General features: G+C 48.2%; 23 protein-coding genes and 2 tRNA genes. 8 read left to right on the top strand and 17 right to left on the bottom strand.

What is annotated here, in order from left to right:
* Positions 1-61 precede the first annotated feature (61 nt).
* The 3 genes from ACN4EG_RS02905 to ACN4EG_RS02895 form a co-directional block, all read right to left on the bottom strand.
* A complete protein-coding gene (locus ACN4EG_RS02905) occupies positions 62-610 on the bottom strand; it encodes a GIY-YIG nuclease family protein (protein WP_431627659.1) in 549 nt (182 codons plus the stop codon).
* A gap of 143 nt (positions 611-753) precedes the next feature.
* Positions 754-1,314 carry a DOMON-like domain-containing protein gene (locus tag ACN4EG_RS02900; RefSeq protein WP_431627658.1) on the bottom strand — a complete coding sequence of 187 codons (561 nt, stop codon included), beginning with the start codon at positions 1,312-1,314 and terminating at the stop codon, positions 754-756.
* A 2-nt stretch (positions 1,315-1,316) separates the two neighbouring features.
* Complete coding sequence (locus ACN4EG_RS02895; RefSeq protein ID WP_431627657.1) at positions 1,317-2,525, bottom strand: phosphotransferase enzyme family protein; 1,209 nt, start codon at positions 2,523-2,525, stop codon at positions 1,317-1,319.
* A 95-nt stretch (positions 2,526-2,620) separates the two neighbouring features.
* Here ACN4EG_RS02895 and ACN4EG_RS02890 point away from each other — a divergent pair, with 95 nt between their 5' ends.
* A complete protein-coding gene (locus ACN4EG_RS02890) occupies positions 2,621-3,187 on the top strand; it encodes a hypothetical protein (RefSeq protein WP_431627656.1) in 567 nt (188 codons plus the stop codon).
* 118 nt (positions 3,188-3,305) lie between these two features.
* On the opposite strand, the gene ACN4EG_RS02885 is transcribed toward ACN4EG_RS02890, so the two are convergent.
* The 4 genes from ACN4EG_RS02885 to lpdA form a co-directional block, all read right to left on the bottom strand.
* On the bottom strand, positions 3,306-4,304 hold the full coding sequence (locus ACN4EG_RS02885; protein WP_431627655.1) for a coiled-coil domain-containing protein: 999 nt from the start codon (positions 4,302-4,304) through the stop codon (positions 3,306-3,308).
* A gap of 51 nt (positions 4,305-4,355) precedes the next feature.
* A complete protein-coding gene (locus tag ACN4EG_RS02880) occupies positions 4,356-4,685 on the bottom strand; it encodes a DUF5340 family protein (RefSeq protein ID WP_431627654.1) in 330 nt (109 codons plus the stop codon).
* A 272-nt stretch (positions 4,686-4,957) separates the two neighbouring features.
* Positions 4,958-5,842: an indole-3-glycerol phosphate synthase TrpC gene (gene trpC, locus ACN4EG_RS02875; protein WP_431627653.1), complete on the bottom strand. Its 885-nt coding sequence runs from the start codon at positions 5,840-5,842 to the stop codon at positions 4,958-4,960.
* A 154-nt stretch (positions 5,843-5,996) separates the two neighbouring features.
* A complete protein-coding gene (gene lpdA, locus ACN4EG_RS02870; protein WP_431627652.1) occupies positions 5,997-7,466 on the bottom strand; it encodes a dihydrolipoyl dehydrogenase in 1,470 nt (489 codons plus the stop codon).
* A 414-nt stretch (positions 7,467-7,880) separates the two neighbouring features.
* Between lpdA and ACN4EG_RS02865 the strand changes: the two genes are divergently transcribed.
* Complete coding sequence (locus ACN4EG_RS02865) at positions 7,881-8,144, top strand: hypothetical protein (RefSeq protein ID WP_431627651.1); 264 nt, start codon at positions 7,881-7,883, stop codon at positions 8,142-8,144.
* Between the two features lie 38 nt (positions 8,145-8,182).
* On the opposite strand, the gene ACN4EG_RS02860 is transcribed toward ACN4EG_RS02865, so the two are convergent.
* On the bottom strand, positions 8,183-8,965 hold the full coding sequence (locus ACN4EG_RS02860) for a TrmH family RNA methyltransferase (RefSeq protein ID WP_431627650.1): 783 nt from the start codon (positions 8,963-8,965) through the stop codon (positions 8,183-8,185).
* 364 nt (positions 8,966-9,329) lie between these two features.
* Positions 9,330-9,413, bottom strand: a tRNA-Leu gene (locus ACN4EG_RS02855).
* A gap of 206 nt (positions 9,414-9,619) precedes the next feature.
* On the opposite strand from ACN4EG_RS02855, the gene murA reads away from it, so the two are divergent.
* The 3 genes from murA to ACN4EG_RS02840 all read left to right on the top strand — a co-directional run bounded on the left by murA (position 9,620) and on the right by ACN4EG_RS02840 (position 12,581).
* Complete coding sequence (gene murA / locus ACN4EG_RS02850) at positions 9,620-11,005, top strand: UDP-N-acetylglucosamine 1-carboxyvinyltransferase (RefSeq protein ID WP_431627649.1); 1,386 nt, start codon at positions 9,620-9,622, stop codon at positions 11,003-11,005.
* Positions 11,006-11,526: 521 nt separating this feature from the next.
* Positions 11,527-12,408, top strand: a complete 882-nt coding sequence (locus ACN4EG_RS02845; protein WP_431627648.1) for a M48 family metallopeptidase — start codon at positions 11,527-11,529, stop codon at positions 12,406-12,408.
* 90 nt (positions 12,409-12,498) lie between these two features.
* A tRNA-Leu gene (locus ACN4EG_RS02840) sits at positions 12,499-12,581 on the top strand.
* A gap of 747 nt (positions 12,582-13,328) precedes the next feature.
* Here ACN4EG_RS02840 and ACN4EG_RS02835 read toward each other — a convergent pair.
* From ACN4EG_RS02835 to apcA, 3 genes are all read right to left on the bottom strand, one after another.
* Complete coding sequence (locus tag ACN4EG_RS02835; RefSeq protein ID WP_190575717.1) at positions 13,329-13,532, bottom strand: phycobilisome linker polypeptide; 204 nt, start codon at positions 13,530-13,532, stop codon at positions 13,329-13,331.
* 366 nt (positions 13,533-13,898) lie between these two features.
* The gene (gene apcB / locus ACN4EG_RS02830; RefSeq protein WP_431627647.1) at positions 13,899-14,387 is read right to left on the bottom strand and encodes an allophycocyanin subunit beta; all 489 of its coding nucleotides are present in this window, start codon (positions 14,385-14,387) and stop codon (positions 13,899-13,901) included.
* 118 nt (positions 14,388-14,505) lie between these two features.
* Positions 14,506-14,991, bottom strand: a complete 486-nt coding sequence (apcA, locus tag ACN4EG_RS02825) for an allophycocyanin subunit alpha (RefSeq protein WP_431627646.1) — start codon at positions 14,989-14,991, stop codon at positions 14,506-14,508.
* A 630-nt stretch (positions 14,992-15,621) separates the two neighbouring features.
* Here apcA and ileS point away from each other — a divergent pair.
* The 3 genes from ileS to ACN4EG_RS02810 are packed head-to-tail and all read left to right on the top strand — an operon-like array spanning position 15,622 to position 19,215.
* A complete protein-coding gene (ileS, locus tag ACN4EG_RS02820) occupies positions 15,622-18,516 on the top strand; it encodes an isoleucine--tRNA ligase (RefSeq protein WP_431627645.1) in 2,895 nt (964 codons plus the stop codon).
* Between the two features lie 57 nt (positions 18,517-18,573).
* Positions 18,574-18,714 (top strand): hypothetical protein, encoded by a 141-nt coding sequence (locus ACN4EG_RS02815; RefSeq protein WP_431627644.1) that lies wholly within the window; start codon positions 18,574-18,576, stop codon positions 18,712-18,714.
* A gap of 9 nt (positions 18,715-18,723) precedes the next feature.
* Positions 18,724-19,215 carry a gluconokinase gene (locus ACN4EG_RS02810; protein ID WP_431627643.1) on the top strand — a complete coding sequence of 164 codons (492 nt, stop codon included), beginning with the start codon at positions 18,724-18,726 and terminating at the stop codon, positions 19,213-19,215.
* A gap of 35 nt (positions 19,216-19,250) precedes the next feature.
* Here ACN4EG_RS02810 and ACN4EG_RS02805 read toward each other — a convergent pair whose 3' ends face one another.
* The 5 genes from ACN4EG_RS02805 to ACN4EG_RS02785 all read right to left on the bottom strand — a co-directional run bounded on the left by ACN4EG_RS02805 (position 19,251) and on the right by ACN4EG_RS02785 (position 25,260).
* Positions 19,251-19,481: a DUF433 domain-containing protein gene (locus ACN4EG_RS02805; protein ID WP_431627642.1), complete on the bottom strand. Its 231-nt coding sequence runs from the start codon at positions 19,479-19,481 to the stop codon at positions 19,251-19,253.
* A gap of 59 nt (positions 19,482-19,540) precedes the next feature.
* Positions 19,541-19,834 (bottom strand): DUF433 domain-containing protein, encoded by a 294-nt coding sequence (locus ACN4EG_RS02800; protein ID WP_431627641.1) that lies wholly within the window; start codon positions 19,832-19,834, stop codon positions 19,541-19,543.
* 219 nt (positions 19,835-20,053) lie between these two features.
* Complete coding sequence (locus ACN4EG_RS02795; RefSeq protein WP_431627640.1) at positions 20,054-20,401, bottom strand: type II toxin-antitoxin system PemK/MazF family toxin; 348 nt, start codon at positions 20,399-20,401, stop codon at positions 20,054-20,056.
* Entirely contained in the window at positions 20,392-20,643 is a 252-nt protein-coding gene (locus ACN4EG_RS02790) for a hypothetical protein (RefSeq protein ID WP_431627639.1), read from the bottom strand. The genes ACN4EG_RS02795 and ACN4EG_RS02790 overlap by 10 nt, the downstream gene beginning before the upstream one ends.
* Positions 20,644-20,823: 180 nt before the next feature.
* Positions 20,824-25,260, bottom strand: a complete 4,437-nt coding sequence (locus ACN4EG_RS02785; RefSeq protein ID WP_431627638.1) for an NACHT domain-containing protein — start codon at positions 25,258-25,260, stop codon at positions 20,824-20,826.
* Positions 25,261-25,842: the final 582 nt, after the last annotated feature.

Genomic DNA, 25,842 nt, shown 5'->3' with positions numbered 1-25,842 from the left:
CGATCCTCGCTGCGAAACAGCCCCAACGATCGCGCCGCACCACAACTTCATTGAACTCACATCACTTTAAATCTAATAGCCCTTCTTCCTTCAGCTTAGGGTTAAATCGCAGTTCAACTTGGATCCCCCGATCGTGTAAGGTTTTCAATATATTCGCTTCAATACGTCGGGCAACGGTTTTGAGAACTTTCCCCCGATCGACCTCACTGTTGCCGGGATGGTTGTACTTTTCCTGTTCTTCCGCAGTCATCTGATGGCTGACGGAGATCGGTTCTGTCCAAGCCGCTAGGTCTGCGTCGTTACCGGGGGGGGTAGCACCCTTTTCCTGCATCCACTCAGCAATCCAATCCGTGCGTACCGTTTCCAGCAGCGATCGACTGGGTTTTTCAACGCAGTAAACCTTTAACCCATAGCAGCGATCGACCTGACGCACTAAATGTTGTTTGAGGCTGAGAAACACATCCCGAGAATAACCAATGTATTGCAAGCTGTGATCCCGATCGAAAATGGCATATACCCCGACCTTGCCTTGGAGGGAATCGGGGAGTTGGCCCTCGGTGTCAATATAGGGAATGAATTCTAACTCTGCTAATTTGGGTACATCAGCCATGGCGAAACGGTTTGCGAGAACAACTATTTCTCCATAGTACGCAGTGATCTAGGACGCAATTTATTAAACTTTCCTGCTGATTTTAAGCAAAGGGAACAATCGCAGAAGCTAGAAAAGCCACTCAAGCTCATCACAACCTGGAATTAAACCGTCAAGATAAAACTGTCACGACGGTGGAAGTCAGCTTGGTCACCGGGATGCGTTAAGGCCCAATAGGTAATGTTGCCAACGCGATCTTGGATGACCGTTGTGATTCCTACATTGAACAATTGCGTACTAGCAAGAATCGATGCAAGGTTGAGTTCAATCACGAGATCTAGTTGGTGATTGTGTTGCTTCACTTGAAAAGGCAGCGATGTAATTTGTATCTCCGGTTCCATGCCCTGGCGATAGTCGGTAAAGCGATAAACGTTCCAATGTCCTGCTGGAGAAAGATTAAATTCCCAATACTGCGGAGAGTTTTGCCGTCCCAGAAAAAATTCAAAACAGGTGGTTTCCCATAGGTTATCGCGGCGTTCCGGAACCTCGGCGGGTGGAGCGATCGTCAGACGACTGCACAAATCCTGGGCATTGTGTAATTCTTGCAATCGGTACTGCACAGAGAGGGAATTTGCTTGACGATCGATCGTGCCCGTCAATTGCAAGTTCGGGGAAGCTGGCAGAGTCTCGGGATGGGTAAAGGGCTGAAGCGTGAATGTCTGCATCGTTAGCGCATCTCCCCAATCATTTGACGAATGGCAAATTCCTGTTGTTCAATGCTATTCATCAGTTGGAATTGCACCAATGCCCGCATGAGATTATGACCGGGATACTTCGTTTTAAAGTAAACGTTCCCTTCGAGGTGATCGGTGAAAAAGCGCAAACCCAGTTCCAAGGGAATTAAACGAATGGCATCAAATAAATAGTCATAATCCTGCTCCGTCAAAAATGACCGAGCCGCAGAGAGATAGCCCTGCAAAATCCCGCGACAGAGATCTAGGTCAAACCGTACCCCTTGCCAGTCCTGGGTTTCTTCTCCTAGGGGATTACAGCCCGATCGTAGACAATCGCCAATATCGTAATGAATCAATCCTGGTTTGACAGTATCTAAATCCACTAAACTAATTGATTTTTGTGTTGCAATGTCAATCATAACATTGTTAACTTTGGGATCCCCGTGCATGAGGCGTAGGGGCAATTTACCCTGTTTCTTTGCATCTTCTAGAACAGATATAAATTCGATATGGTCAGCAATCCAGTTAATGCAATATTGAGTGTCATCGCTCACTAATAGCGCATCGGCGGTTGGAATACTGTTTAGAACATGGTAATAGTGTTGTAAATAACGGGGAGTAATATGAAATCCTTCCAACGTATCTGCAAGTTGATCAGGATTGAGATTACTAATCAACCGATGGAAATTGCCTAGGGCATACCCTACTTCCTTCGCATGTTCCACACTTTGAATCGAGTCCAAGGCTTGGGACTGATCGATAAAACTAATCGCTCGCCAAAAGGAACCGTCCCCATCTTCCCAATGATCATGATTGTTCCTCGTTTGAAGAACTCGCGGGGTTTCCCAACGGCGATCGAGGCTTTCCTGCTGTAACCGATCGTGGATATGATCAGTGACGACTCGCATGTTTTGCATCACGAGTTCCGGCTGACGAAAAACTTGGGTATTGATGCGTTGCAGAATAAATCGATGGTCGATCGGGAAATCAACCGTAACTAAAAACGTATCGTTAATATTGCCGTTCCCAAAGGGTCGGATTTCGATCGCTTGACCGGAGTGGGCAAATTGATCAGCAATGGGGAATAAGGGGTTTGCCTCTCGCTCTGCACCTATGACTTGTGTGGTGTTTGGGACTTGTGTGGTGTTTGGGACTTGTGTGGTGTTTGGGGTCAAGGGTTCAGGAGGGGAAGAGGGTGCCATAGGGAAGCTAGAGGGAATACAAAGGGACAATCAAAAACAACGGCGAATGCAAAACAATATGGCATGATTATAGGGCTTTGGGTTCGAGGCAAGCCATGGAGCGCAAGATTTCAACGATTGCAGTCCTCGTCAACGTCTTGTTTTTGCCTGCCATAGTGGGCTTGGGCTGGCAGACGATCGCAGCAGTTAACTGGGCCACCCGAGGTGTAATAATCGCGCTGCTATTACTCTGTGGGGATCAGTGCCGTATGGCGATCGTAGATCTAGAAAATGTGGCGCTGGTCAAAGATTTAACACTTGCGAAAAAATTGACCCAGGATGCCCGATTAAGCCGATTTTATGGCGTCACGATCGCGACAATTGTTATCGAATTACTGGGCTTTTATAGCGCGATCGGTTGGCTAGGGTGGGGAGCCGCAATTGTGTTGCTGAGTCAAGTGGGCTTTAATCTATTGGCAGGAATCCAGCTTCAGCCACAGGAATCTGCACCGATCGTCCCCTGGGGCATCCGCGATCGTCTCCCAGTACTCATTGCAGATGCATTGGGACTAGGACTAGTGGGTTGTTGGGTGGCAGGTATCCAACCGTTAGCCATGGCCTTGGGATTATTGACGATGGTTCTGATTTATGGAGTAGTGAAATATAGGTTTTCGCAAGCTTGAGTGGCACCACTGAAAAACACTTGCTGCATCACTTCAATACATCAAGATCATTTCACAGTTAGTTGTAAACATTGAGCTCCAACAGCGCAATTATTTTTTCATAAACAATTTGCATATTTTATCGTTTGCGATAGCCCCGTCTCCGTTGGAGAAATTCTGGCAAATCACTGCGACGGGGTACGGCACGACGTAGGCTTTGGATTTGTTCAGAAGTGGTGGGCTGCGGAATTGTACTTAATAACGTAATAATCTGTTCTGGCAGAGGTTCCGACATTTGTTCTAGCAATTCTTTAAGACTCAAAGTTTGATTCTGAATGTGATAAAAGCGATCCTTCCAGTGCTGAATAGCAGTTTCATATTCACTAGCCTGTTGTGCTTGTCTTAGAATTTGCTCTTGCATTTCTGCAGTTTGATGCTCTAATTCGAGAATTCTAAACTGATGCTCCTCTCGTTCTCGCTCCAGTTCTTGACAAGCCTGTTGTAGAAATGCTTGCACTTGCATTTGCTTAGAGCTTTCACTTTCCAATTCCTGTAATCGCTGTTGTAGTTGCCCGATTTGGTTCTCTAATGGTAAATCACGGGATATTCCAGAGATTTCTGAAGTGTCCTGGAAAGGGTGCAAGCGATCGTGGGAATCCCCCCGTAAACGTTGATAAAGAATCTGAATTTGCTGCTGCGCTTGAGTAAACCGCACTTCCAACCGGGTGGCTGGGGTTTGGCCTAGAGTCTCGTTAGATGTATTACTTACTGCTTGGGACTGCTCCGATCCTTCCCCTAGGATCGCCAGTTGATCCATCCGCCCAATCTGTTCTGGCTCACCTTCACTTAGTTGGAGAACTGACAACGATGGATCAAGACTCGTTTCCAGCGGTGCCTGTCCCGCAGTCATTTTCAGCTTTAAGTGGTGAATGGCTTGCTGCTGAACGTTGGCAATTTCTTCCGTAGCGGCCAATTGTGCCTCTAACCAATCTTGATGAACCAACTGAGATCGCAATTCATTAACGATGACGATCGTTTGATCGAGAACCTGTTCTAGCTGAGAAATCCGTTCACTCTGATGTTGAATGACGTCTAGCAGCTCTTCTAGTTCATCGGAGTCTCGATCGTCTGAGGCCATGTCATTATCCAGACTGTTTGTTTTCTAGAACTGGTATCCCGAAGTGAACAATTATCCTGTCGTCATGTCCGGCGCAACTGGTTGTTCCCCCATAGACTTTTCTCTTATAGACTTTTCTTCCACAGCAGCTTTCGCTCCCATGGAGCCATTCAATGACCAGCGGTACTCGATCGGGATATTCAAACGTTGCAACTCATCTTCCAACTGTTTCTGTTGAGTCAGTGCTTTACGGAGGGTACTAATCAACTGTTGCACCTGCTCCCGTTGGTGGGAGCGTTGCCCTAATCCACAGGTTTGCCCCACTTCAAAGAGAGTCTGTCGCTCAAGTAATTGCAGCAACAACTCGTAATGGACATGGGATGGCAGGGAAATTGGCTCCATGGGATCCTTAGCGGAAAGCTTACTAACTAAATCGTAATAACAAAATAAGTCGGGAGAAACCTAGCTCGAATAATAAAGCTGACGATATCCTATGCCCAGTCTAAACAAAGTTGCCATAGGAAGAAACTATCTTAGTAACTAACTTCGTAATTAATCCTGAAGTGAGCGGCCCGATCGTCCCACTATAGACATCGATCCAAATAATCGTGCTGCGCAATCACTGCTCGAACGGGCCTCTCTACGATCCCTAATGCTATCCGTTTGCGCGTATTCTAGCTAAATAGTTGTTGAAGCGCGGAGCCGGGATCAGACTGCTTCATCAAAGATTCGCCAATCAGCACCGCCTGAGCACCTACCTGGGCCACCGTTTGCAAATCCTGGGCTGTATGAATTCCTGACTCACTGACCATGACAATTTGCCGATCGTGAATTTCCGATTGCCGTAACTCTAACAACTCACAGGTTGTCTGGAGGCTAACAGAGAAATCACGGAGATCACGGTTATTAATCCCCACTAATTCTACGCCTTCGATCGCTAGCACCCGATCGAGTTCCTCAAGGGTATGCACTTCCACCAAGGCCGTCATCCCAAGTTTTTTGACAATTTTCAGGAAATAGGCCAAATCTTTATCACTCAAAATCGCTGCAATCAGGAGTACCGCATCAGCTCCATGCAATCTAGACCAATAGATTTGGTAGGGATAGATGACAAAATCTTTACATAACAACGGCAGCTCAACAACATCACGAATCAGCGTCAGATTTTCAAATCCACCCTGGAAAAACTTGCGATCGGTCAGAACCGACAGACAGGAAGCGCCACCCATTGCATAGGATTGAGCGATCGCCACTGGATCGAAATCTTCCCGAATCACCCCTTTGCTGGGCGAAGCTTTTTTGACTTCAGCAATCACCGCAGGCTGCGTCTGACCTTGGCGCAACGCTCCTAAAAAATCCTTCGGTACAGTTTCCAGTTGGGCCACTTTTCGCTGAAGTTCCAAAAGCGAAAGCTTGTCGCGCAGTTGTTCAACTTCCGTTTCTTTATGCCAAACAATTTCTTCCAAAATATGGCGAGGTACCGAATCTGGAGCATCAATCCGATATTGCAGATCCAACACCGCAATCGATGGGTTAGGAGGACGACGACGAATTTCCATATTTCTACAATTTTAAGAATGGCATTGGGTAAAGCCCCTAGGGCAACAGATGACTCACCAAACTTCAGACTCAATTTCAGAGTCAACTTTAGACCAGAGTCAACTTCAGAGCCTAGGGGTTAAAACCATCAAGCTTGAGTTTAACCGTCAATCCCTAGTGACCGCCCCCGGCACCCGCAGCCCGTTTAAAGGCATCATCCAACACTTCGCAAAGGGTGGGATGGGTATGAACCGAGAAGGCTAAGTCTCGAACGGTTGTGCCCTGGGCCATGGCATTGGCCGCTTCTTGAATCAGATCCGCAGCATGGAGGCCAAAAATATGGACGCCGAGAATTTCCCCACTGTCTGGTCGGAAAATCACCTTGGCTAAGCCCTCGGTTTCTCCCTCTGCGATCGCCTTGGCATTACCCTTGAAATAAGCCCGCACGGACTGGACTTCAAAGCCTTCCGTTTCTCCCTTTTGTTTCGCCGCAGGTTCCGTCATGCCGACAAAACTAACTTCGGGGTGGGTAAAGGCTGCGGCAGGAATGGCGTTGTAATTGACAGTGCGGGGCCGACCGCAAATGGTTTCCACGACTGCCATCCCCTGGGCCGAAGCGGTGTGAGCGAGCATCATTTTGCCCGTTGCATCTCCGATCGCCCATAGGTGGGGAATTGCTTGCCCATCCTTGACTACGGCTAGGTAATCGTCTACTGGAATAAAACCAGGCCGCTGTAACTCAATGCCCAGATTTTCCAGTCCCATGTCCTTAGTGGCAGGAACTCGGCCCGTAGCGATCAAGCAGGCATCAACTTCCAGGACTTCCACCACTTCTTTGGTTTTGGCATCCATCAGTTCGATCGTCACGGGCGAACCCGGCGTTACACTCTTCGCAAAAACTCCTGTACGAGTTTCGATGTCCCGGGCCTGTACCAGCGTCCGTTGCGCCACCTTGGCAATATCGGGATCAAAGGTAGGCATCAATTGATCCAAGCCTTCAATCAGAGTAATTTCACAGCCAAGGGCGGAATAAACATCCGCAAACTCCAAGCCGATGTAGCCACTACCCACGATCGCGATCCAAGGCGGCAGACTTTCTAGGGACACCGCATGGTCGCTGGTAAAGACCGTTTTACCATCCACCTCAGCTCCCGGCGGCACAAAAGGCACGGATCCAGGTGCTAGGATGATATCCTTCGCAGTCACGATTTTTTCGCCTTCAGCGGTCGCAATGCTAAGTTTTTGGCTATCGGCCACCTTAGCCCAACCCTGAATGACATCCACCCCGAGTCGCTTGAGGCTGTTGGTCAACCCATCCCGCTGTTTAGTCACCACCGCATTAGCGTGATCGGCGATCGCTTGGCGATCGAAGCCGACTCCGCCGACTTGAATACCCATCGCCCCCAAGTGAGCCGCATCCCGCAATTCCCGAACCTTTCCAGAGGCAGCCAGCAGCGCTTTGGAAGGGATGCAACCTCGATTGACACAGGTTCCGCCCATCTCAGCCGCTTCCACGATCGCAGTCTTTAAGCCACAGGCCACCGCATGGAGCGCCGCACCATGACCTCCTACGCCCGCACCTACAATGACCAAATCATAATCAAACGTCTGAGCCACACTTCCCTCCAAAATTACCTGCCCCATGAACTAGATCCTGGCATTCCTTGAAATTTTTGCCAGTTTTTACCCTTGGCAAAATGCCACAGGCCGATAAACTGATTCTCAACAACGATCGAATCCGTTTTAGCACTCAGGGTTTTCTCTGAATGTCATCACAAAATGCTTCGATCGTCCCGACTGAGCTCCCTCACTAGCGTATCAGCATATAGACTCAGATTGACGCGAGGTCGATCTGAGGTTGTGAAACCCTCAGCAAAATTTGGGCATCCTAGGTTTTGTAGTGATGGTGCGTTAGCCATGACTAGGAAACTCATAGGAAACTCAGCCCAGCAACCATACAGGCATTCGCCACTCATTCCATCAACAAACTGCTGAAGTCAAACCGCTGAAGTCGTTGGTCGTTGAGGGACGCTGTTCTCGATTTTGGAGCCAAGCATCATGGGTCAACATCAAAAACATCTGCGCCGTGCTGCTGCTCAAGCATTTATGAACTCATTAAATCAGCTTGAGCAAACCCTTTGCAGTGAAGAACCCGGCCCTCAAGTTCTGTCTCAACCAATCTGCCCGCCCGTAGACACTGCCATTACTCCCGAAGAACTGGATGATGCAGTCGCCGATATCGAGCAATTTATGCAGTACCAGGACGATTGGCCCCATTCTGAAAGTTCCATTTCCTCTATCCCACGACCGGAAGCCTCGTAATCGGAGAATAGTCGCTCTACCGATGCCCTATTGGATCCTTATGGAAGTGCCTGTCGCTGGCGTTGAGCTTCATAGAGGATAAGGGCCGCAGCGATCGCCACATTGAGAGATTCAACTCCCGGCGCAAGGGGAATCCGCACAGGGAGGGTTGCGAAGTCAGCCAAGTCCGCTGAAAGACCCGCACCTTCATTCCCCATTAACACCAAGGTCGGCTGCCTAAAATCCACATCCCAGTAACTCTTTTGTGCTGTGGGCAGAGTAGCTACCAGTTGAAATCCTCGATCTCGGTGGGCTTGTAGGAGCTCCGGTAGCTGAGGCGCTACCTGCATGGGTAGCCGAAACCATTGTCCCGCTGAGGCGCGTAAGACCTTGGGATTCCCTAAGTCCACACTGCTGCCGCCAACCAGCAACCCCTCCGTTCCCGCAGCGGCGGCTGTCCGAATCATTGTGCCAAGATTCCCTGGATCCTGGATAGATTCCAGAACCAATCCTAAACTGTGAATTTCGATTGCCTGGGTATGAAGCCGGGGCACGGTTGCTACCACTCCATCCGGTTCCACCGTTGTCGCGATCGCCCTCAACACCTCAGGACTCACCTGTTCTAGGCGCTGGGCAGTCCCCATCACCCAGGCAAAGAGATCGGGATAGCGGTTTTGCCAGTCCTCCGTACAACACACCACATTTAACGGTTGATTGGTCGCTTTAGCTTCTTGAAGTAAATGAGTTCCTTCCAACAGGAAGACGCCCTGGCCCACCCGCTCCTTGGCTCGCTGCAACTTACGCAACTGCTTAACCAAAGGATTTTGTAGGCTAGTGAGCATAGCGATCGAAGCTCCTGACAAAACTGGCAAGACATAAAAATAAGCTCAAGACATAACCTATAGCCCCAATGACCTATAGGCCCAATAGATCCAGGCAACGCCTCAAACAGACAGACTCACAATCTTGACAACAAAAGACTGAGGCTTGATGAAGATCTATCCATCCTGTTTTAGGCTACCGAATCAACCAACATTAAACTCGCTAGGATCGATCAGGGATTAGTCAATTAGTGATTAGTGATTAGCCAATTCAAGTTGACGGTCTAAGTACCATTAAAAACTTAAATCTCTATCCATTCAAAAAATTTCTATTAAAAAAGCTACTCGATAGATTTGAGTAGCTGTTGGGTAAACTTGACTTTAATGCGGAACCCGGGACTTGAACCCGGAAGTCCTTGCGAACACTAGAACCTGAATCTAGCGCGTCTACCAATTCCGCCAGTTCCGCTTATTAAGGTATAGAGAAGTGATTTCTGTCACTCACAATGTTCTTTATTCTCACGAAAAATCCCTGATTTGTCAAGCCCATCGCGGAAATACTTTTGAGTTGTATCCGAACTGCTTTATCCTCATCAGAAATGCACTGTAGCTATATAGGCTAGACATAAAAAAACTTTCAGGTAGAATCGGAACCAACTTTACAAGTTTTTCGAAATGTTAACCCAGGAGGGTAGTCCCATTACTGTGGCATCTCGTCTATCCCAATCTCCCATCAATTCCAAAACAAGCCAAGCGGTGCTTGAAGTGGTTGGTGGTCAGTCACTCAGCGGTCATGTAACAATTAGCGGTGCAAAAAATTCTGCCCTAGTTCTCATGGCAGGAACCTTACTTTGTTCAGAATCTTGCCGGCTGCGCAATGTTCCCTCTTTGCTGGATGTCACCCGAATGAGTGACATTTTGGCATCTCTCGGAGTCAAAGTCAGCCGAGATCAGGATGCGGTTGAATTTGATGCATCGAATCTGACGAACGCAGAAGCCCCCTATGAACTCGTCAGTAAAATGAGGGCGAGCTTTTTCATCATGGGGTCTTTGTTAACTCGCATGGGCACTGCGCGGATTCCGTTACCCGGAGGTTGCTCAATCGGTGATCGGCCTGTAGATCTGCATGTACGCGGCCTCCAAGCCCTAGGAGCCGAGGTGCACATTGAGCATGGGGTGGTTCATGCCTACGTCAAGAATGGACGGCGTCTGAAGGGCGCTCGCGTCTATCTCGATTTTCCCAGTGTGGGGGCCACCGAAAACATCATGATGGCAGCGACCCTGGCCGACGGGGAAACCATTATTGAAAACGCAGCCCAAGAGCCAGAAATTGTCGATTTGGCCAACTTCTGCAATGCCATGGGGGCCAAAATTGTTGGAGCGGGCACAAAACGCATTGTGGTCGAAGGAGTGGAAAAAATGCACGGGGCCGACTACTCCGTGATCCCCGATCGCATTGAAGCCTCGACTTTTATTTTGGCGGGTGCCATCACTCGGTCAGAGATTCTAGTGGGGCCGATCGTGCCAGATCATCTCACCCCCGTCCTAGCAAAGTTGCGGGAAATTGGCATTGGGTACACCATGGAGACACCCACCCATGTGCGGGTACATCCCACAGCAACCTATCGCGGTACGGATATTGAGACCTTACCCCACCCAGGCTTCCCAACGGATGTACAAGCGCCGTTTATGTCGCTGCTGACTTTGGCAGAGGGAAACAGCGTGATTACAGAGACTCTGTTTGAGAATCGTTTGCAACATGTGGCGGAATTGAACCGCATGGGGGCAGATATCCGCGTTAAAGGCAATATCGCGATCGTCCGAGGTGTACCGATGCTCTCGGGCGCACCCGTCATGGCAACAGATTTGCGTGCTTCTGCCGCCTTGGTGATTGCAGGGCTGGCCGCAGAAGGCAAAACGACTATTCACGGGTTGCATCACTTGGATCGGGGGTACGATCGCCTTGAAGAAAAGTTCCAGAAACTGGGTGCCAACCTGGTTCGTGCTTACGTGCCAGAGGACCTGAAAAACGGTGATCAAGAAACAGATCCCCAGGCGTAATTAACGCCAAGATCTTGCTAGGAGTGGTCGTTTGAAGCTTCGATCGCTCACCTGATCAGCAACCCACTGGGCAGAGGAGTCATTGGTAGGATCTAGGCTCTTCCGCCTGATTTGTGGGTTCTCTTAACCTTCCGATTGGCATTGACTAAATGTCCCAAAGTTCTGTTCATCTACTCCCTTTATTGTGCTCTCTAGGGCCATTTCCTCACCGCCAAGTTTGATCTAAGCTGCCCTAAGCGATAAGCCCACTTGTTCTAACCCCACTTGTCTAACCCCACTCGTTTGACACCGAAATGGAATAGCCAAGATAAAAATGGGACGAACCAGAAGATCAGACAAGACTGTGGGGAATTGTGCCGTTCAGTCAGGATTAATAGCCTTTTTCGCAGATTGCTATCCCTAATATTGCTATCCCTACATCGTCCCTCTAGAACCCAGAGTCCCAGTAATGATCTAGGCTAGGTTTACAGCATTCACGATCGCGCTGGTTTTAACTGGATCGCGGTCATAGAGGAATTTTGATGTTGTCTCACCAGAAGTTATCTAACAAAAAAACGTTACGTGGTCTCAAAGCCCAGCAATTTCGTCATCCACTCGATCTAGAAGCAACAAATCAGCTAAAACAGCTGCTGGGAATGGATGTTCTGGTACGAACGTTGTTAGGCGACGTCGCAGAACAATTTTTTTACATGGAAAATCTAGCCTCCAGCATTCAGGTCAGTGCTGTTCAGTTGCCAGAGTTCCATCAGCTTTTACTGGAAGCTTGCCAGATTCTGGATTTAGAGCCCCCTCAATTTTACGTGCGTCAGCATCCGGTACCCAATGCCTACACCATGGCCATGCGGGGCAAGCAACCTTTCATTGTGGTGCACACAGCCCTACTGGAACTATTAACCCCCCAGGAAGTGCAGGCAGTGTTGGCCCACGAATTGGGTCACCTGAAATGCGAGCATGGAGTGTATTTAACCTTAGCCAATCTACTGATTTTGGCTGCAAGTCAGCTGCCCTCCTGGGGAACTGTTATTGCCCAAAGTATGCAAGCCCAAATCTTGCATTGGGTTCGCTGTGCTGAATTTACCTGCGATCGGGCCGCTCTCTTAGCGACCCAAGATCCGACTGTGATGATGTCTGTTCTAATGAAATTAACCGGGGGCTCGCCTTCTTTAGTAAACCAACTCAATTTGGAGGCATTTATTGCCCAAGCCAGGGATTACGACAAGGCCAGTCAAACCCCATTGGGTCAGATGCTACAGGAACTGCAAACTAGCCAACTCACCCATCCGCTGCCAGTCCTACGGGCTCGGGAAGTCGATCGCTGGGGCAATAGCGTGGAATATCAAACCTTGTTACAGCAGTCCCCAGGCACAACGAATGAGGTCAAGGGCGGCTGGCGGAATTGGTAAATTCTCAGCTAATCATCTCTAAGCCAGTCAATTTTGTAGTCAATAGTTGCTTCTGTCAAAAGCTTAGGCTATAGTAAGGGAACGCAACTCGGGCGAGTGGCGAAATGGTAGACGCAGCAGACTCAAAATCTGCCGCCCGCAAAGGCATGAGAGTTCGAGTCTCTCCTCGCCCATACTTTATAAAAATCTTCAAATCACACTTCAGGTGGCATCGTTCACAAGCTTCTGGAGTCAGTCTTTCTTCTGTTGTATTTGGCGATCGAGCCAAGTTAATCGTGGAAAGCGATCGGTGTATGTGCACGAACAGACTGGACAATTCCTGTAGTATGTTGGTAGTATATTGTTATAGCAATAGGTAGGTGAACTATGAGGCTCAAGCGATGGGAATCCCCTCGACGAGAGGGACGCAATGATAAAGGTAAACGGAGTTCTGCTAGGCAGCGACAAATCAAGAAACAAACCCAAATGCTCCGCAAGAAGCTAAAGGGTCACGAAGGAGAGGTCAACGGCCTCTCTTTTTTATTGGCAAGTTGAGTTTTATTGGCAAGTTGAGTTTATTGATTCCTCTTTTGTCACTCCCTCTGAAGCAAATTCTGAAGCCCTTGCGTAGCAGAAATTTCTAGTTTTAGGAATCTGCAAATGACAAGAGAGCAAAACCCTTGCAATACAAGCATCTCAGTTTATTCTTCTGCCATCATGCAGTAGCACATAGCCCAATTGATGAGCACACACTCAACCTGAAAACTCAATGCAATAAAAACAGTCCAATAAAAAATTCAACGCAATAGAAATAACCCAACAAAATAATCCAACAAAAATAATCAAATAAAAAAGGAGGCAATGAGAGCCTCCAACAGTCTTGATACTCAGAGCCACCCCTCACAAATGAGTTACAAATGTAGTTGTGGCATAGAGCATTATTACGCTAGTCCAGTATTGGTTCCGGGCTTTCCGGTGGAAAGTTCAACTTTCACAATTTTGCCGCCCATTTTTTGGATGCGTTGCTGCTCCTTAAACCAGTTCTCGTAGGGAACCAACTTGGTGAAGAAGGTATTTTGCAATTCCCGCTGGGTGCGAATGCGCGTCTGGCTAGGAACGCAAGCGGTAACCTTGAACATTCTCATGGATTTATCTCTCCTAATGCCAACCTAAGCAAGCCTAGATCTAAAATGTTGTGCCCTAGACTCTTCACTGTCAATAGGGCAAATTTATGCAATTTCTCAAAACGCAAGCGCTCACGGTAAATAGCCCAGGAAGCGATCGCGCAACTTCTCCAAAGGAGATTGCAAAATTCAAGACATTACTTTCCTAGATGCTAAGAAGCCAAGACCCAGACTTAGATCGCTAAAACCAGAATATAACCAGCCTTCGACGAGCTAAACCTGACTCCTGGCTCCTAGGAAAGCTATAGGGTTACCAGATCTGAGCAAAGCAAACTTCTAAGCCCACAACTGATTTACCTATCAACCTTGTACCGTTTATTAACGGAACTAGCTCAAGCCAGAGCTGATGTAGTCGAGGTATACACCAAGTTCTTTTCCAGCATCAGCACCAATTAGGGAAGCAGCTACTTCCTTGATTGCTTGGATAGCACCCACGGTGGAACCGACGGGTACACCCAGGGAGCTGTAGGTTTCTTTCAAGCCGTTCAGAACACGCTCATCCAAGATGGAGGGGTCACCAGCCAGCATTGCGTAGGTTGCATAGCGCAGGTAGTAATCCAAGTCGCGGATGCAAGCTGCGTAGCGGCGGGTGGTGTACATGTTGCCACCGGGACGGGTGGTGTCAGAATACAGCAGAGACTTAGCAACTGCTTCCTTTACAATTGCAGCAGCGTTAGCCGAGATGGTTCCTGCTGCACGTACACGCAGTTCACCAGTTGCAAAGTAAGCTTTCAGCTTATCCAATGAAGCACCATCTAAATACTTCCCTTGGACGTCGGAAGAATTAATAACAGCGGTAATTGCGTCTTGTGCCATGATCTTTGATTCCTTAAGGTGGTCGTTATGTGTCGAGCTGAATTCAAGAGTGTTAAGTCTTAAAAGGTATCGAGGGATAGATGATTCTACACTCTCGGCCTTGACTTCTCACCAGTTTCTATTGCAGCGCACCGATCACGTAGTCGAAATATGCGCCAGCTTCAGCAGCATCTTCACCGGAAAGCAAGGAGCTAGCAGCGGTCTTCAGGCCACGAACACCTTCCACCAATGCATCAATTGGAGTACCCAGAGACTTGTACATTTCCTTCGCACCCACGATACCGATTTCTTCGATCGGGGTAACGTCGCCGGAAACTACACCGTAGGTCACGAGGCGCAGATAGTAATCAAGGTCACGAAGGCAGGTAGCAGTCATTTCTTCGCCGTATGCGTTTCCACCAGGAGAAACAACATCAGGACGCTTTTGAAACAGTGCATCACCTGCTTGCTTCACGATGCGCTCACGAGCACCACCAAGGGCTTCAGCGATCCGCAGGCGGCTTGCGCCAGAAGCAACGAAGCTCTTGATGCGATCCAGCTCACCAGGGCTGAGGTAACGAGCCTCAGCATCTGCATTCACGATAGACTTCGTGACAATACTCATGGATGGATTCCTCCAAAAGATCTGTAACCAAAAATTTTGTCTAAAAAAGGAGTTCCCCAAATGGCTCCCAAGGCTGGGCGAGTACAGGATCTGACATCATGCCTGAAGCGCCCATCTGGCAACCTTTGGCTCTATCAGTTTCTGGACTAGCGACCTTCCAGAACCAATTTTGCGGCATGACGAGGTTCACTCCCTTGAGTCTGAAACATTTTGTAATATTGCTACTCAGATTTGTAAAACTCTTGCCGCATCTACTATGTGGCGGTTTCTGTCAAGAGGTTTGTCGGGATTTGTTAACTATTATTGACATCTGACCCAGGATCCAAGTTCTAACTTTATTTCCGATGGATTCCAGTGGTAACGGTACTGAGAAGGACTTGAGAAGCACTAGTCTCACCGAGACAATGCCACAGAGAAACCTTGGCCTCCCAGATATAGCTTCCAGCCCAAGTCTCTCAATCCCTTGCGGCGACCCCCCCCAGTTGTCAATAATGTCTAAACTGTGGGAGTATCAAGACTTTTGTATCTGCGATCGCTGGAGTTTGGGAGGGGATTCGGCATCTCTGCCCCCTATCTGCCCCTCCGGTACCCATACACCCCGCTCACGCCACTCTTACATTTCTTGGAATCATGGCTCTAACCGAACCTGGAAGCTACAAAGAGACCGTTAATCTGCCTCAAACAAAGTTTGACATGCGAGCGAATGCTGTCAAACGGGAGCCAGAGATTCAAAAACTTTGGAACGATGAGAGGATTTACGAAACCCTAGCCCAGGAAAATCCCGGTGAGCTCTTTGTGCTGCATGATGGGCCGCCCTACGCCAATGGAGACTTACACCTTGGCCATGCGCTGAATAAGATTCTCAAGGACATCATCAACAAGTATCAGCTTTTGAATGGCCGTAAAGTGCGCTTTGTCCCTGGGTGGGATTGCCACGGACTACCGATCGAGCTGAAAGTGTTGCAAACACTGAAGTCGGAAGAACGCCAAGGCTTAACCCCGATCGCCCTGCGCAAGAAAGCAGCGGAATTTGCCCTAGAAACCGTGAACAACCAGCGGGAAGGCTTTAAGCGCTACGGCGTTTGGGCCGATTGGGATCATCCCTACATCACCCTGAATCCGCAATACGAAGCAGCCCAGATCGGCGTCTTTGGAGAAATGTTTCTCAAGGGCTATATTTACCGAGGCTTGAAGCCCGTGTATTGGAGTCCGAGTTCCCGCACGGCCCTGGCAGAAGCGGAACTGGAATATCCCGAGGGCCACACCTCCAACAGCTTGTACGCAGCCTTTGAAGTCCTGAACCTTGCCCCTGCTTTGCAGACCCCGTTTGATCCCTTTTTGGGAGAATTGGGTGTCGCCATTTGGACGACGACACCTTGGACTTTGCCAGGAAATTTGGCTGTTGCCGTGAATTCGGATTTAGTCTATGCCGTGGTAGAAGTGGGGAAAAACAATCCAACTCGGTTTAAGTACCTGATCGTCGCAAAGGATCTCGTAGAAACACTGGCGGAAAAGCTAGGCACAACACTAACGGTCAAAGCTTCCACCATGGGTAAGTTGTTGGAGCATTGCACGTACCAGCATCCCTTGTTCGATCGCGTGAGTGAAATCATTATCGGGGGTGACTACATTACAACAGAATCCGGGACGGGCTTAGTACATACGGCTCCGGGCCATGGGCAGGAAGACTACCTTGTGGGACAGCGCTACGGCTTGCCGATCCTGTCGCCGGTGGATGATGCAGGAAACATGACCGAGGAAGCGGGGCCTTTTGCAGGACTCAATGTCCTGAAGGATGCGAATCCTGCGGTGGTGACAGCCTTACAAACAGCGGGTTCGCTCTTAAAAGAAGACCCCTACCAGCACAAATATCCCTACGATTGGCGGACGAAAAAGCCCGTGATTTTCCGGGCGACGGAACAGTGGTTTGCCTCGGTGGAAGGCTTCCGCGAGGCGGCACTCAAGGCCATCAAAGAAGTGAAGTGGATTCCAGAACAGGGCGAAAATCGCATTACTGCAATGGTGGCGGAGCGATCGGATTGGTGTATTTCTCGGCAACGCAGTTGGGGGGTACCGATTCCGGTGTTCTATGACGAGGAAACCAATGAACCGTTAATCACAGCGGAAACCCTTTCTCACATTCAAGGGATTATTGCTGAAAAGGGCTCCGATGCATGGTGGGAAATGACGGTGGAGGAATTGCTACCTGCACAGTACCGTAACAACGGTCGTACCTACCGCAAGGGCTTTGACACGATGGATGTCTGGTTTGATTCCGGGTCTTCCTGGGCGTCGGTGGTGCAGGCGCGGCCTGAATTGCGCGATCGCTATCCGGTGGATATTTACCTGGAGGGTTCCGATCAACACCGGGGTTGGTTCCAATCCAGCTTGCTGACTAGTGTAGCGGTCAATGGCCATGCACCTTACAAGACCGTGTTGACCCACGGATTTACGATCGATGAACAGGGTCGCAAGATGAGTAAATCCCTGGGTAATGGGATTGATCCGGCGGTGGTGATTAAGGGCGGAAAAAATCAGCAGCAGGAACCACCCTACGGGGCGGATATTTTGCGGCTGTGGATTTCCTCCGTGGACTACACCAATGACATGCCCCTCGGGAAAAATATCCTGAAGCAATTGAATGATGTGCGGGGCAAAATTCGCAATACGGCTCGCTTCCTGCTGGGGAACTTACATGACTTCGATCCGGCTAAGAATGCGGTTCCCTATGAAGATCTGCCGGAACTCGATCGCTACATGCTCCATCGCATTACGGAAGTGTTTGCGGAAGTAACCGATGCCTTTGAAACCTACCAGTTCTCGCGCTTTTTCCAAACGGTGCAGAATTTCTGTGTGGTGGATTTGTCCAATTTCTATTTGGACATTGCCAAGGATCGGCTTTATATCAGTTCTGCCAATGCAGCACGGCGACGGAGCTGCCAAACGGTGCTGGCGATCGCGCTGGAGAATTTAGCCAAGGCGATCGCGCCAGTGTTGTCCCACCTGGCGGAAGATATCTGGCAATTTTTGCCCTATGCAACGCCCTACAAATCCGTCTTCCAATCGGGCTGGGTGCAATTAGAAGACCATTGGAGCAATCCGACGCTGGCAGAGAAATGGGTGAAGTTGCGCGAATTGCGAACGGAAGCTAATAAAGTTCTGGAACAGGCACGGGCTGCTAAGGAGATTGGCTCATCGTTGGAAGCAAAACTCTTGATTTATGTGGCGGATGACGCTTGGAAAGCAGTTTTGCAAACGTTAAATCCATCGGAGAGCCAATCCGGAAATCGGGTCGATGAATTGCGCTATTTATTCCTGACTTCGCAGGTGGAATTGGTGGACAGTGCCGATCGGATTGCAGGCATGAAGTATGCACTGAGTTCCGAATCGCTTTCCCTAGGGGTGGCGGATGCGGAGGGTCAAAAGTGCGATCGCTGCTGGAACTATTCCACCCATGTAGGAGAGGCTGAGGAACACCCGTTACTGTGCGATCGCTGTATGGATGCGATAGAAGGTAAGTTCTAAGCGGTTCTAGGTAGTTCTGTCAGCAATGATTCTGAAGGCGGTAAGGAGATTGATCCCATGGATATTGTCTCCTGCCGCTTTCAGTATTTTGTAGGCCGTGTTTCACCAGGCCCGATGTTTTGCGAAACCAGACGTTGTGGAATGATCGGCGTCAATCAAAATGTCAATCAGAACGTAATCATGCAGGAAATCATTTAGGAAATCACAATGGAGATCGCAGTCATTATCATCATGGGTGTCTCTGGCTCAGGTAAAACGACCGTGGGAGAGAGGTTAGCTGAGGCGTTGGGCTGGCAGTTTGAAGATGCCGATCGATTTCACCCAGCGGCTAATGTGGCTAAGATGAGTCAGGGGATTCCTTTGACGGATGCCGATCGATTGCCGTGGCTCCAGTGTTTACAAACGGAGATTCAACAGTGGTTAGAAGTCCCTACACCAAAGGTCTTGGCTTGTTCTGCCCTAAAGAATAGTTATCGGCAGTGGCTACAAGTTTCCGATCGGGTGAAATTTGTTTATTTAAAAGGGTCTTTTGAATTAATTCAACAACGTTTAAGTCAACGCCAAGGGCATTTCATGTCGGCAAGTTTGTTAAAAAGTCAATTTGAAGCGCTGGAGGAGCCGGATGGGGTTTTTCAGGTGGATATTGCTCAACCACTGGACACGATCGTTGAAATCATTCAAACCACGTTTAAAAACTAACAGGCGGGTAGGAAGTTGGGCATCAACAATGAATTTCATGAGGCGATCTTGTGGATGCTTTTGACTTGGCTAAGACGAGCAGCAAAGATGAGGACAGCAGAAATGTCTTCGGCTTCGAGGTCTTCGTAATCGGCGAGGATTTCTTCGGTGGTCATGCCTGCACTCAGGAGTTCTAAAATCATTTCGACTGGATAGCGAAGGCCACGAATGCAGGGTTTGCCGTGGCAGATGTCTGGGTTGTGGGTAATGCGTTGTAAGAGATCCATAGTGGTGTGAGTGGTTATTAATTTAATGTTTTCAGGATTGATCTTGATTATTGAGAGTATCAGTTAATTGGCTTTCCGGTTGGCCGTTTTTCAAGCCGATCGGCTTCGGCTTTTTCAAAGGCGAGGTCGGCTTCAACTGCGGCTGTATTAGCATGGTAGTAAGCGAGAGCTGCATAGATTTCAGCTAGGGTGAGGGTACCAATACGGTCGGCGATTTCTTCAGCGTTTAAACCCCGTTTATACCAAGTGACGATGCGGCGAATGGTTATGCCTTTGCCAATGATGTGAGGGCTGCCGTTGTGGAGTCCGGGGGTTGTAGTGATGAGGGTACCGATGTCGATCGTGGTGGTCATTTTGATTCTCCGATAAATGAGTGCTCTTACTGAATATGATTATCGTTGCATGCCTGATTAACTGAATGATAAGTTTGCGATCGCTCTTTTTTCCATGTTTAATTTTTATTCTTCGTCCTTCACGGCTCCGAGGGCTTTGAGGGAAGCGATTCTCTGAAAGAGAGGCTGCACCAACGTAGCAGGGTTTAAGCCTTTGAGCTTGGACTATTCATATTTTACTTATGGAATTTTCAAAGTTTGTTTGAGTTTTTGGTCGAGTATCTGAGTGTAATTTATACCCAGATAGCCTAGTTTGCGAGAGATGAGTTGAGCATTCACTGTGACAATCCGAGTGACACGAACTTTGGAAGAAACTTTCAATCCGGTTAGTGCAAAATCTCGATCGGTATCTAGTAAAGCAAATTCGCTATCTGATAGTTGGTTGACTTTCTGGGATGAGATAAAACAGACTGTGATTTCATTTTTCTCTACTGATGCATGAAGAACGATCGCGGGTCGGAGCTTAGTTTGACTGAGATCGGTAAATGGGAATTGAGCTAGGATAATATCACCTTTGTCTAGGGCCATTGTACGGGTTCTCCGTCTTCGAGGGTATAGAGGTCAGGTTCGTCATGGAGAAAGTTGAAGGCTCCACTCTGTTGGGCAATTTGCATGATTTCCTGAGTTGTCACTTCCGGATATTCTGTGAGTTCTCTCGCAAGACGTTGTTCTAGTACCTGGCGCTCTGCGATCGGGAGCGATCGAATCAATTGAATGATTGATTCAACAAGTTGTAGGTTTGCTTTGGGTTCAGTTGTTTCGGCGTTCATCTTTTTATCCTATTGTTTAGGTGTTTTGATCGATCGTGTCTTTCTCCTCGAAGTTCATTTTCTCTCTTCTATCATTCATCTGCAATCGTACTGAGGAGTTTGAGCGCTCCTTTTTGGGCATTCGTTAAGCCTGATGTACCAGGATGTAAATGCGATCGCTCTTTTTTCCATATTGAATCTTCATTCATCGTCCTCCACTGCTCCAAGGGCCTTGAGGGAAGCGATCGTGGCAGGAGTTAAGCCTTTAACTCCAGTAATGTTCATACCTGCATAGAGTTTTGTAACAAGTTTTTTGATACATTGCCCTGTTACAATACTCCATACTCGAATTGTTTCATCAAAGCTACCACTCACAAGCCATTGGTTATTAGGATGGAAAGCTAGTCCTCGAATACGACTCTCATGCCCAGTAAACACTTTTTGACAAGTCCCTGTTTCAATATCCCAAAGTCGAATTGTAGTATCATCACCTGCACTAGCCATTATTGTTCCAGCACTATTTACTGCTATCGCACGTATCCGATCAGAATGTCCTTCCAAAGTAAGTCGTAACGCTCCTGAATGGATATCCCACAGTTTTATCGTTGTATCAAAGGAGCCTGTCGCGATCCATTGTTCATTGGGTGAAATTACAATCGCCCAAATTGATCCTGTATGGCCTCGAAAGGTTCGCAAAGGATCAATCACTTCATAATCCCAAAGATGGATCTCATTTTTATCACTAGCTGCAATAAACTGATTACTTAATGCGATCGCTGAGGACTCATTAGACACTGAAGATGAGTCTTGTACTTCTCGAAGACGTTGACCCGTTTCTAAATCCCAGAGAATAATTAATTGATCGCTACCACTGCTGAGTAGCTTTTTACCATCAGATGAGATTACCACACCAAATACTGAAGAAGGACAGTGCAGAGATCGTAGGCATTCACCTGTAGCGAGATCCCAGATTTTGATAGTTCGATCACTACTAGCACTTGCTATAAATTTTCCATTAGAACTAACCGCAACGCTCCAGACTCTTTTAGTATGACCTTGAAAAGTTTTGAGATATTCTCCACAATCAAGATTCCATAGACCAATAGTTTCGTCATCATTAGTATTAACTAAAAACGTTCCTTCTGGGCTAAGTGCAATATCATTTACTCCATTCACTTGACCAAATCTTGCCTTCAAACACCTTCCTGAGGAAATATCCCAAAGGCATAGGCTACGATCGTCACTACCACTTAAAAGTTCTTTTCCATTAGGATAAAAAGTTACTGATCGAATGATATTGGTATGAGTATCAATTACATTGACGCACCTACCCATATGTAGATTCCAAATCCGAATTGTTTGATCGTAACTACTACTAGCCAGCATTTTCTGATTAGGAGAGAGCGAGAAGCATAAGATTTTTTTACTATGACCTTCTAGAATTTGAATAGTTTTTTGAGTTTCCAAGTCAATTATCTGAATTATATGATCGACTCCAACAATGATTGACCTGTCATCATGAATAAAATTAGCGAAATTAACACGATCACAATCTAACTTAATTGTCTGAATACATTCCCCTGTACGCCAGACCCAGAGCTTAATAGTACAATCTCGGCTAGTCGTAATGAGTAATTCCTCACTTTTGCTAAAAGCGACTGACCATACAATATCAGTATGTCCAGTGAGCGTATGAAGACAATCAGCTTGGTCATAATGCCAAATTTTTACATTACAATCCGCCCCTACCGTTGCGAACGTACAGTTATCCGATAGTAAGCTCACATCATAAACTCGACTATGATGACCAGTTAGTGTTTTCGTACAAGTTGCTGTGGCAATATCCCAAATTTTGATTGTTTGATCACTGCTAGTACTAATCAAGGTTAATCCATCTGAGGTGAACACTAATGAGCGAACCCAATCACCATGTCCATTTAATATCACTTCTTGCTTTAAATCCACCGACCACAGATGAATCCGGCCACCAGTTTCTCCGGTGGCAAACAAAGTGCCAGAGGGATTCACAGCACTGCATAAAACTGTGCCGAATGCTTGTGTAAAAGTACTCTTGGCCAAATCAGCATTCGTTAAATCAACATCACGCAAATTTGCACTGCTGAAATCCGCCCCTTGCAAAACAGTATAAGCTAGATTTTTTGACATCAACGCGATCGGATTCTGTTGAATTAAAACTGTCATCGCATTGCCGCCAACATAACCGATATTCTCTTCGGTCTTATGCTTTGTAGCAGTAATTATATTCCAGAGTAAGGATTCCGCGTCAGACGCGAGTAATGGCAGCATCAATTCGCTAACAGCTCGGCTAATTAAGTTTCTTCCAAAGCCCGATCGCAGCTTCTCCAAACTCTCTGTCTTAAAATCCGCTAATGGTGCAACATTGGATCGTGTTTCAAAATACTCAGACCAAGTATACTCACGCGGTTCTAATGCCTGATCGATATCCCCTCGCATCTGTGATAACTCTAGAAAATCCGGTGCCAATGCTCCCAATTCTGCCGCAAACTTAAACGCTACAAAAAACTCCAACAACGATCGATGGGCTGGGGTGTAATCCCCGTCAGCATTCCGAATCAGCATCGTCTGACCCATCATGTCGTAATGCCAATGGTCTAAATCCTTCTCCTCCTGCACTGCTGCGCCAAACAACTTGCGAATTCGATCGGGAAACTCCCGGTAATTCAAGCTCATTCGATCTGTGCTCAACATTTCCCAGGACAATTCGCAGAGGAAATATAACTTGTCTGCCATTGATGTAAACGTGCGTTCCGCCTTGATGTCCCGCTCCATCTTGCGTCGCACCGCATACAAATACACCCGCGACATATCCACTGGCTTCCCAGCTTCAATATCCGGCAATGCTTCTAGAATTAACTCCGTCATCACCGGACGCCTTGCTAAATCCAATAACTGTGGATTGCCCATCACCTGATCGACCGTTGCCTCCGTAGCTTGCAACTGCAACACCTGACGGATTTGGTCATCATCAAACTTTTCTAGCTCCAGTACTTCAAACTGCGGTGTCTCTCCCGTTAAATCCCGCGTTGAGGCTTGCAATTCCGCATTCAATAACGCCCTGCCTTCCCTGGCCTCTGGAAAATGTTCCGTCCGACAGGTCAAAATCACCTTGGCACCGGGAACCACCACCTTCGCCAGTTCCCAGAAATTATTAATCATCTGCTGCTTATCGACCCGTGCTGCCATCTCATCAAAGCCATCAAAGATCAGCAGCAATTTCCCCATCCGATTCAACTGCTCAAACGCCGAATACCCTGGAATCGGAATTTCATGCTTGCGGAAAAAGAACTCCGAAAACAACGACTCCACACTGACCGCCTTGGCATAATCCCGCAACGGCACCACGATCGGGAGCCGAGGCCGTGCCATGCCCTTGGCTTGGGCTTCGCGATATTGCCGCAACACCTGCGCCGCATAATGCAACGTCAGCCAGGTTTTGCCCGTACCAAACTCACCCAAAATCGACAAATGTTCCTTGGCCGGATCATCCAACCAACGATCGAGATAGCCCTCCGTCCAACCCTCCGCTGCACCATAGCGACTGATACCGAGCCGTTGGTGGGTGATGGGATCAACCTCTTCCTTCGTACAGGCCAAGGGCACATACCGCGCCTCAATGCCCCGTTGCTCAATCTCCGCCGCCAACCAATCTAAATAACCACTAAAATCCGCATCCTGATCGAGCAATTCATCCAACGTAAAAGCCGCCAATGGCGCACAATCCGGCTGGTTTTCCAATTGTTCTAGCTCATTGCGTGCCGCCTGGGAAATCCGCCGCGCCGTAACAATCCAGCCCTCATCGGTTTTCTGCTGCGCTGCCACTGCCGCCAACGATCGCACATCCCGAATGCCCACTTCTCCATCCACCCCCCGCACCAGCACCCGATCGTAGCGTCCCCGTCGCACTGGAATATTAATAATCCATTCAAAATAGTTCGTTTCCCACACCTCATAGGACTCAAACCGATAGCCCAATGTTTCAAACCAGCCCCGCATCTGCTGACCCAAGGCAAAGGCCCGACAGGACTGGGCTTGGGGTAATGATGCAGGCAGTAAACCCGCCTCCGAGCCCGCAAGACTGGCGAGTTCCGTGCGGATGCCTTCCAGACTGGGCAAGCGATCGAGCCGTTCGATCACCTGTTGAATTTGCTGTTGGACGGAACTGACTTGATGGGACAGCAAAACTTCGCTGGGATTGCGCGTTTGCTTGGTGACGGTAATGAAACAAGCGGCAAACGCTGCCAATTCCCGCTTTGGATCTAAGCCGATCGATCGCACAGCTTGACCGATCTCACTTTGGTCTAAAAACTGTTCCCCCGACCTTAACCAACGTCGTGCATTATTATCGCCAAAGGCAGTTCTAAAAATTTTGCGAATTTCCGACTGCCGAAAAATCTCTAAACAGGGCTTCGGTTTGCCTACCCCATATTCCACCAGCGCGTAGGCATACACCCCTTCAAAATCCGCCGGAGGCTGCTCAGGGGAAAGCCCAAGCTGCTTCAGGAACCGGATAACATGCTCGTTGCGTTGCAACTTATCCTTGACCAGTTGGCTACCCATCAGCAAATCTAGAGCCTTCGTCAGCGGATCGAAAACCATAGGGCAACAGTCCAGAATTGGGCGACAAAAATTGGGCTATCAAGCAGTTGTACCAAATTAATTTGTCACTGCTACAGATCCGATCCCCCCTAACCCCCCTTAAAAAGGGGGGAATTTAGCCAAATGCTCTCAAAGTCCCCCTTTTTCTTGGCGTAGCCGCTCCGAAGGAGATAAGGAGATGTAGGGGGATCGTGATGGGGTGCAATCACAAATTGATTGGGTATTACCTGCCAGTCTAGCAAATTTACAAAAAGCCCTTTGCGCCCTGCTGAATTCTGACAGATCGCTGAATCATCAAAAACCGATCGCACCAAAGTCACGAACATGACCTATGCGTTTGCGGGTGCTCAATAATACATCGATAATTTTTTGAAATACGGATTGACAGCGATCGGATTTCCCCCTAGGCTGGTTTTTCATAGCTGCATGCCAACACCTTTAAATTCCCCGTTGCATCAGCTCAGTTCCCAAAAATTAAGGCGCTACCCATGGTTGCTACCAACAACCATGGGCAGCTAAACCCCCAAGCTGAGGTGACCAGCGAGGCGGTCTGTGACGGATTTTAACATTCGATCGGGCCAC

The organism is Alkalinema pantanalense CENA528 (assembly GCF_050753345.1).
In the GTDB taxonomy this organism is placed as follows: Bacteria; Cyanobacteriota; Cyanobacteriia; order Leptolyngbyales; family Leptolyngbyaceae; genus Alkalinema; species Alkalinema pantanalense.
The sequence above is the reverse complement of the archived record's forward strand: the minus strand, read 5'-3'. Positions and strand labels throughout refer to the sequence as shown.

Coding starts and splice junctions, on each gene's coding strand:
- ACN4EG_RS02800 (WP_431627641.1), bottom strand. CDS start 19,834: ATGACCACCACGATCGACATCGGTACCCTCATCACTACAACCCCCGGA.
- ACN4EG_RS02785 (WP_431627638.1), bottom strand. CDS start 25,260: ATGGTTTTCGATCCGCTGACGAAGGCTCTAGATTTGCTGATGGGTAGC.
- ACN4EG_RS02885 (WP_431627655.1), bottom strand. CDS start 4,304: ATGGCCTCAGACGATCGAGACTCCGATGAACTAGAAGAGCTGCTAGAC.
- ACN4EG_RS02790 (WP_431627639.1), bottom strand. CDS start 20,643: ATGAACGCCGAAACAACTGAACCCAAAGCAAACCTACAACTTGTTGAA.
- ACN4EG_RS02810 (WP_431627643.1), top strand. CDS start 18,724: ATGGAGATCGCAGTCATTATCATCATGGGTGTCTCTGGCTCAGGTAAA.
- ACN4EG_RS02805 (WP_431627642.1), bottom strand. CDS start 19,481: ATGGATCTCTTACAACGCATTACCCACAACCCAGACATCTGCCACGGC.
- trpC (WP_431627653.1), bottom strand. CDS start 5,842: ATGGAAATTCGTCGTCGTCCTCCTAACCCATCGATTGCGGTGTTGGAT.
- lpdA (WP_431627652.1), bottom strand. CDS start 7,466: ATGGGGCAGGTAATTTTGGAGGGAAGTGTGGCTCAGACGTTTGATTAT.
- murA (WP_431627649.1), top strand. CDS start 9,620: ATGTTAACCCAGGAGGGTAGTCCCATTACTGTGGCATCTCGTCTATCC.
- ACN4EG_RS02895 (WP_431627657.1), bottom strand. CDS start 2,525: ATGGCACCCTCTTCCCCTCCTGAACCCTTGACCCCAAACACCACACAA.
- apcB (WP_431627647.1), bottom strand. CDS start 14,387: ATGGCACAAGACGCAATTACCGCTGTTATTAATTCTTCCGACGTCCAA.
- ACN4EG_RS02890 (WP_431627656.1), top strand. CDS start 2,621: ATGGAGCGCAAGATTTCAACGATTGCAGTCCTCGTCAACGTCTTGTTT.
- ACN4EG_RS02815 (WP_431627644.1), top strand. CDS start 18,574: ATGGATATTGTCTCCTGCCGCTTTCAGTATTTTGTAGGCCGTGTTTCA.
- ACN4EG_RS02860 (WP_431627650.1), bottom strand. CDS start 8,965: ATGCTCACTAGCCTACAAAATCCTTTGGTTAAGCAGTTGCGTAAGTTG.
- ACN4EG_RS02795 (WP_431627640.1), bottom strand. CDS start 20,401: ATGGCCCTAGACAAAGGTGATATTATCCTAGCTCAATTCCCATTTACC.
- apcA (WP_431627646.1), bottom strand. CDS start 14,991: ATGAGTATTGTCACGAAGTCTATCGTGAATGCAGATGCTGAGGCTCGT.
- ACN4EG_RS02835 (WP_190575717.1), bottom strand. CDS start 13,532: ATGAGAATGTTCAAGGTTACCGCTTGCGTTCCTAGCCAGACGCGCATT.
- ileS (WP_431627645.1), top strand. CDS start 15,622: ATGGCTCTAACCGAACCTGGAAGCTACAAAGAGACCGTTAATCTGCCT.
- ACN4EG_RS02845 (WP_431627648.1), top strand. CDS start 11,527: ATGTTGTCTCACCAGAAGTTATCTAACAAAAAAACGTTACGTGGTCTC.
- ACN4EG_RS02900 (WP_431627658.1), bottom strand. CDS start 1,314: ATGCAGACATTCACGCTTCAGCCCTTTACCCATCCCGAGACTCTGCCA.
- ACN4EG_RS02865 (WP_431627651.1), top strand. CDS start 7,881: ATGGGTCAACATCAAAAACATCTGCGCCGTGCTGCTGCTCAAGCATTT.
- ACN4EG_RS02905 (WP_431627659.1), bottom strand. CDS start 610: ATGGCTGATGTACCCAAATTAGCAGAGTTAGAATTCATTCCCTATATT.
- ACN4EG_RS02880 (WP_431627654.1), bottom strand. CDS start 4,685: ATGGAGCCAATTTCCCTGCCATCCCATGTCCATTACGAGTTGTTGCTG.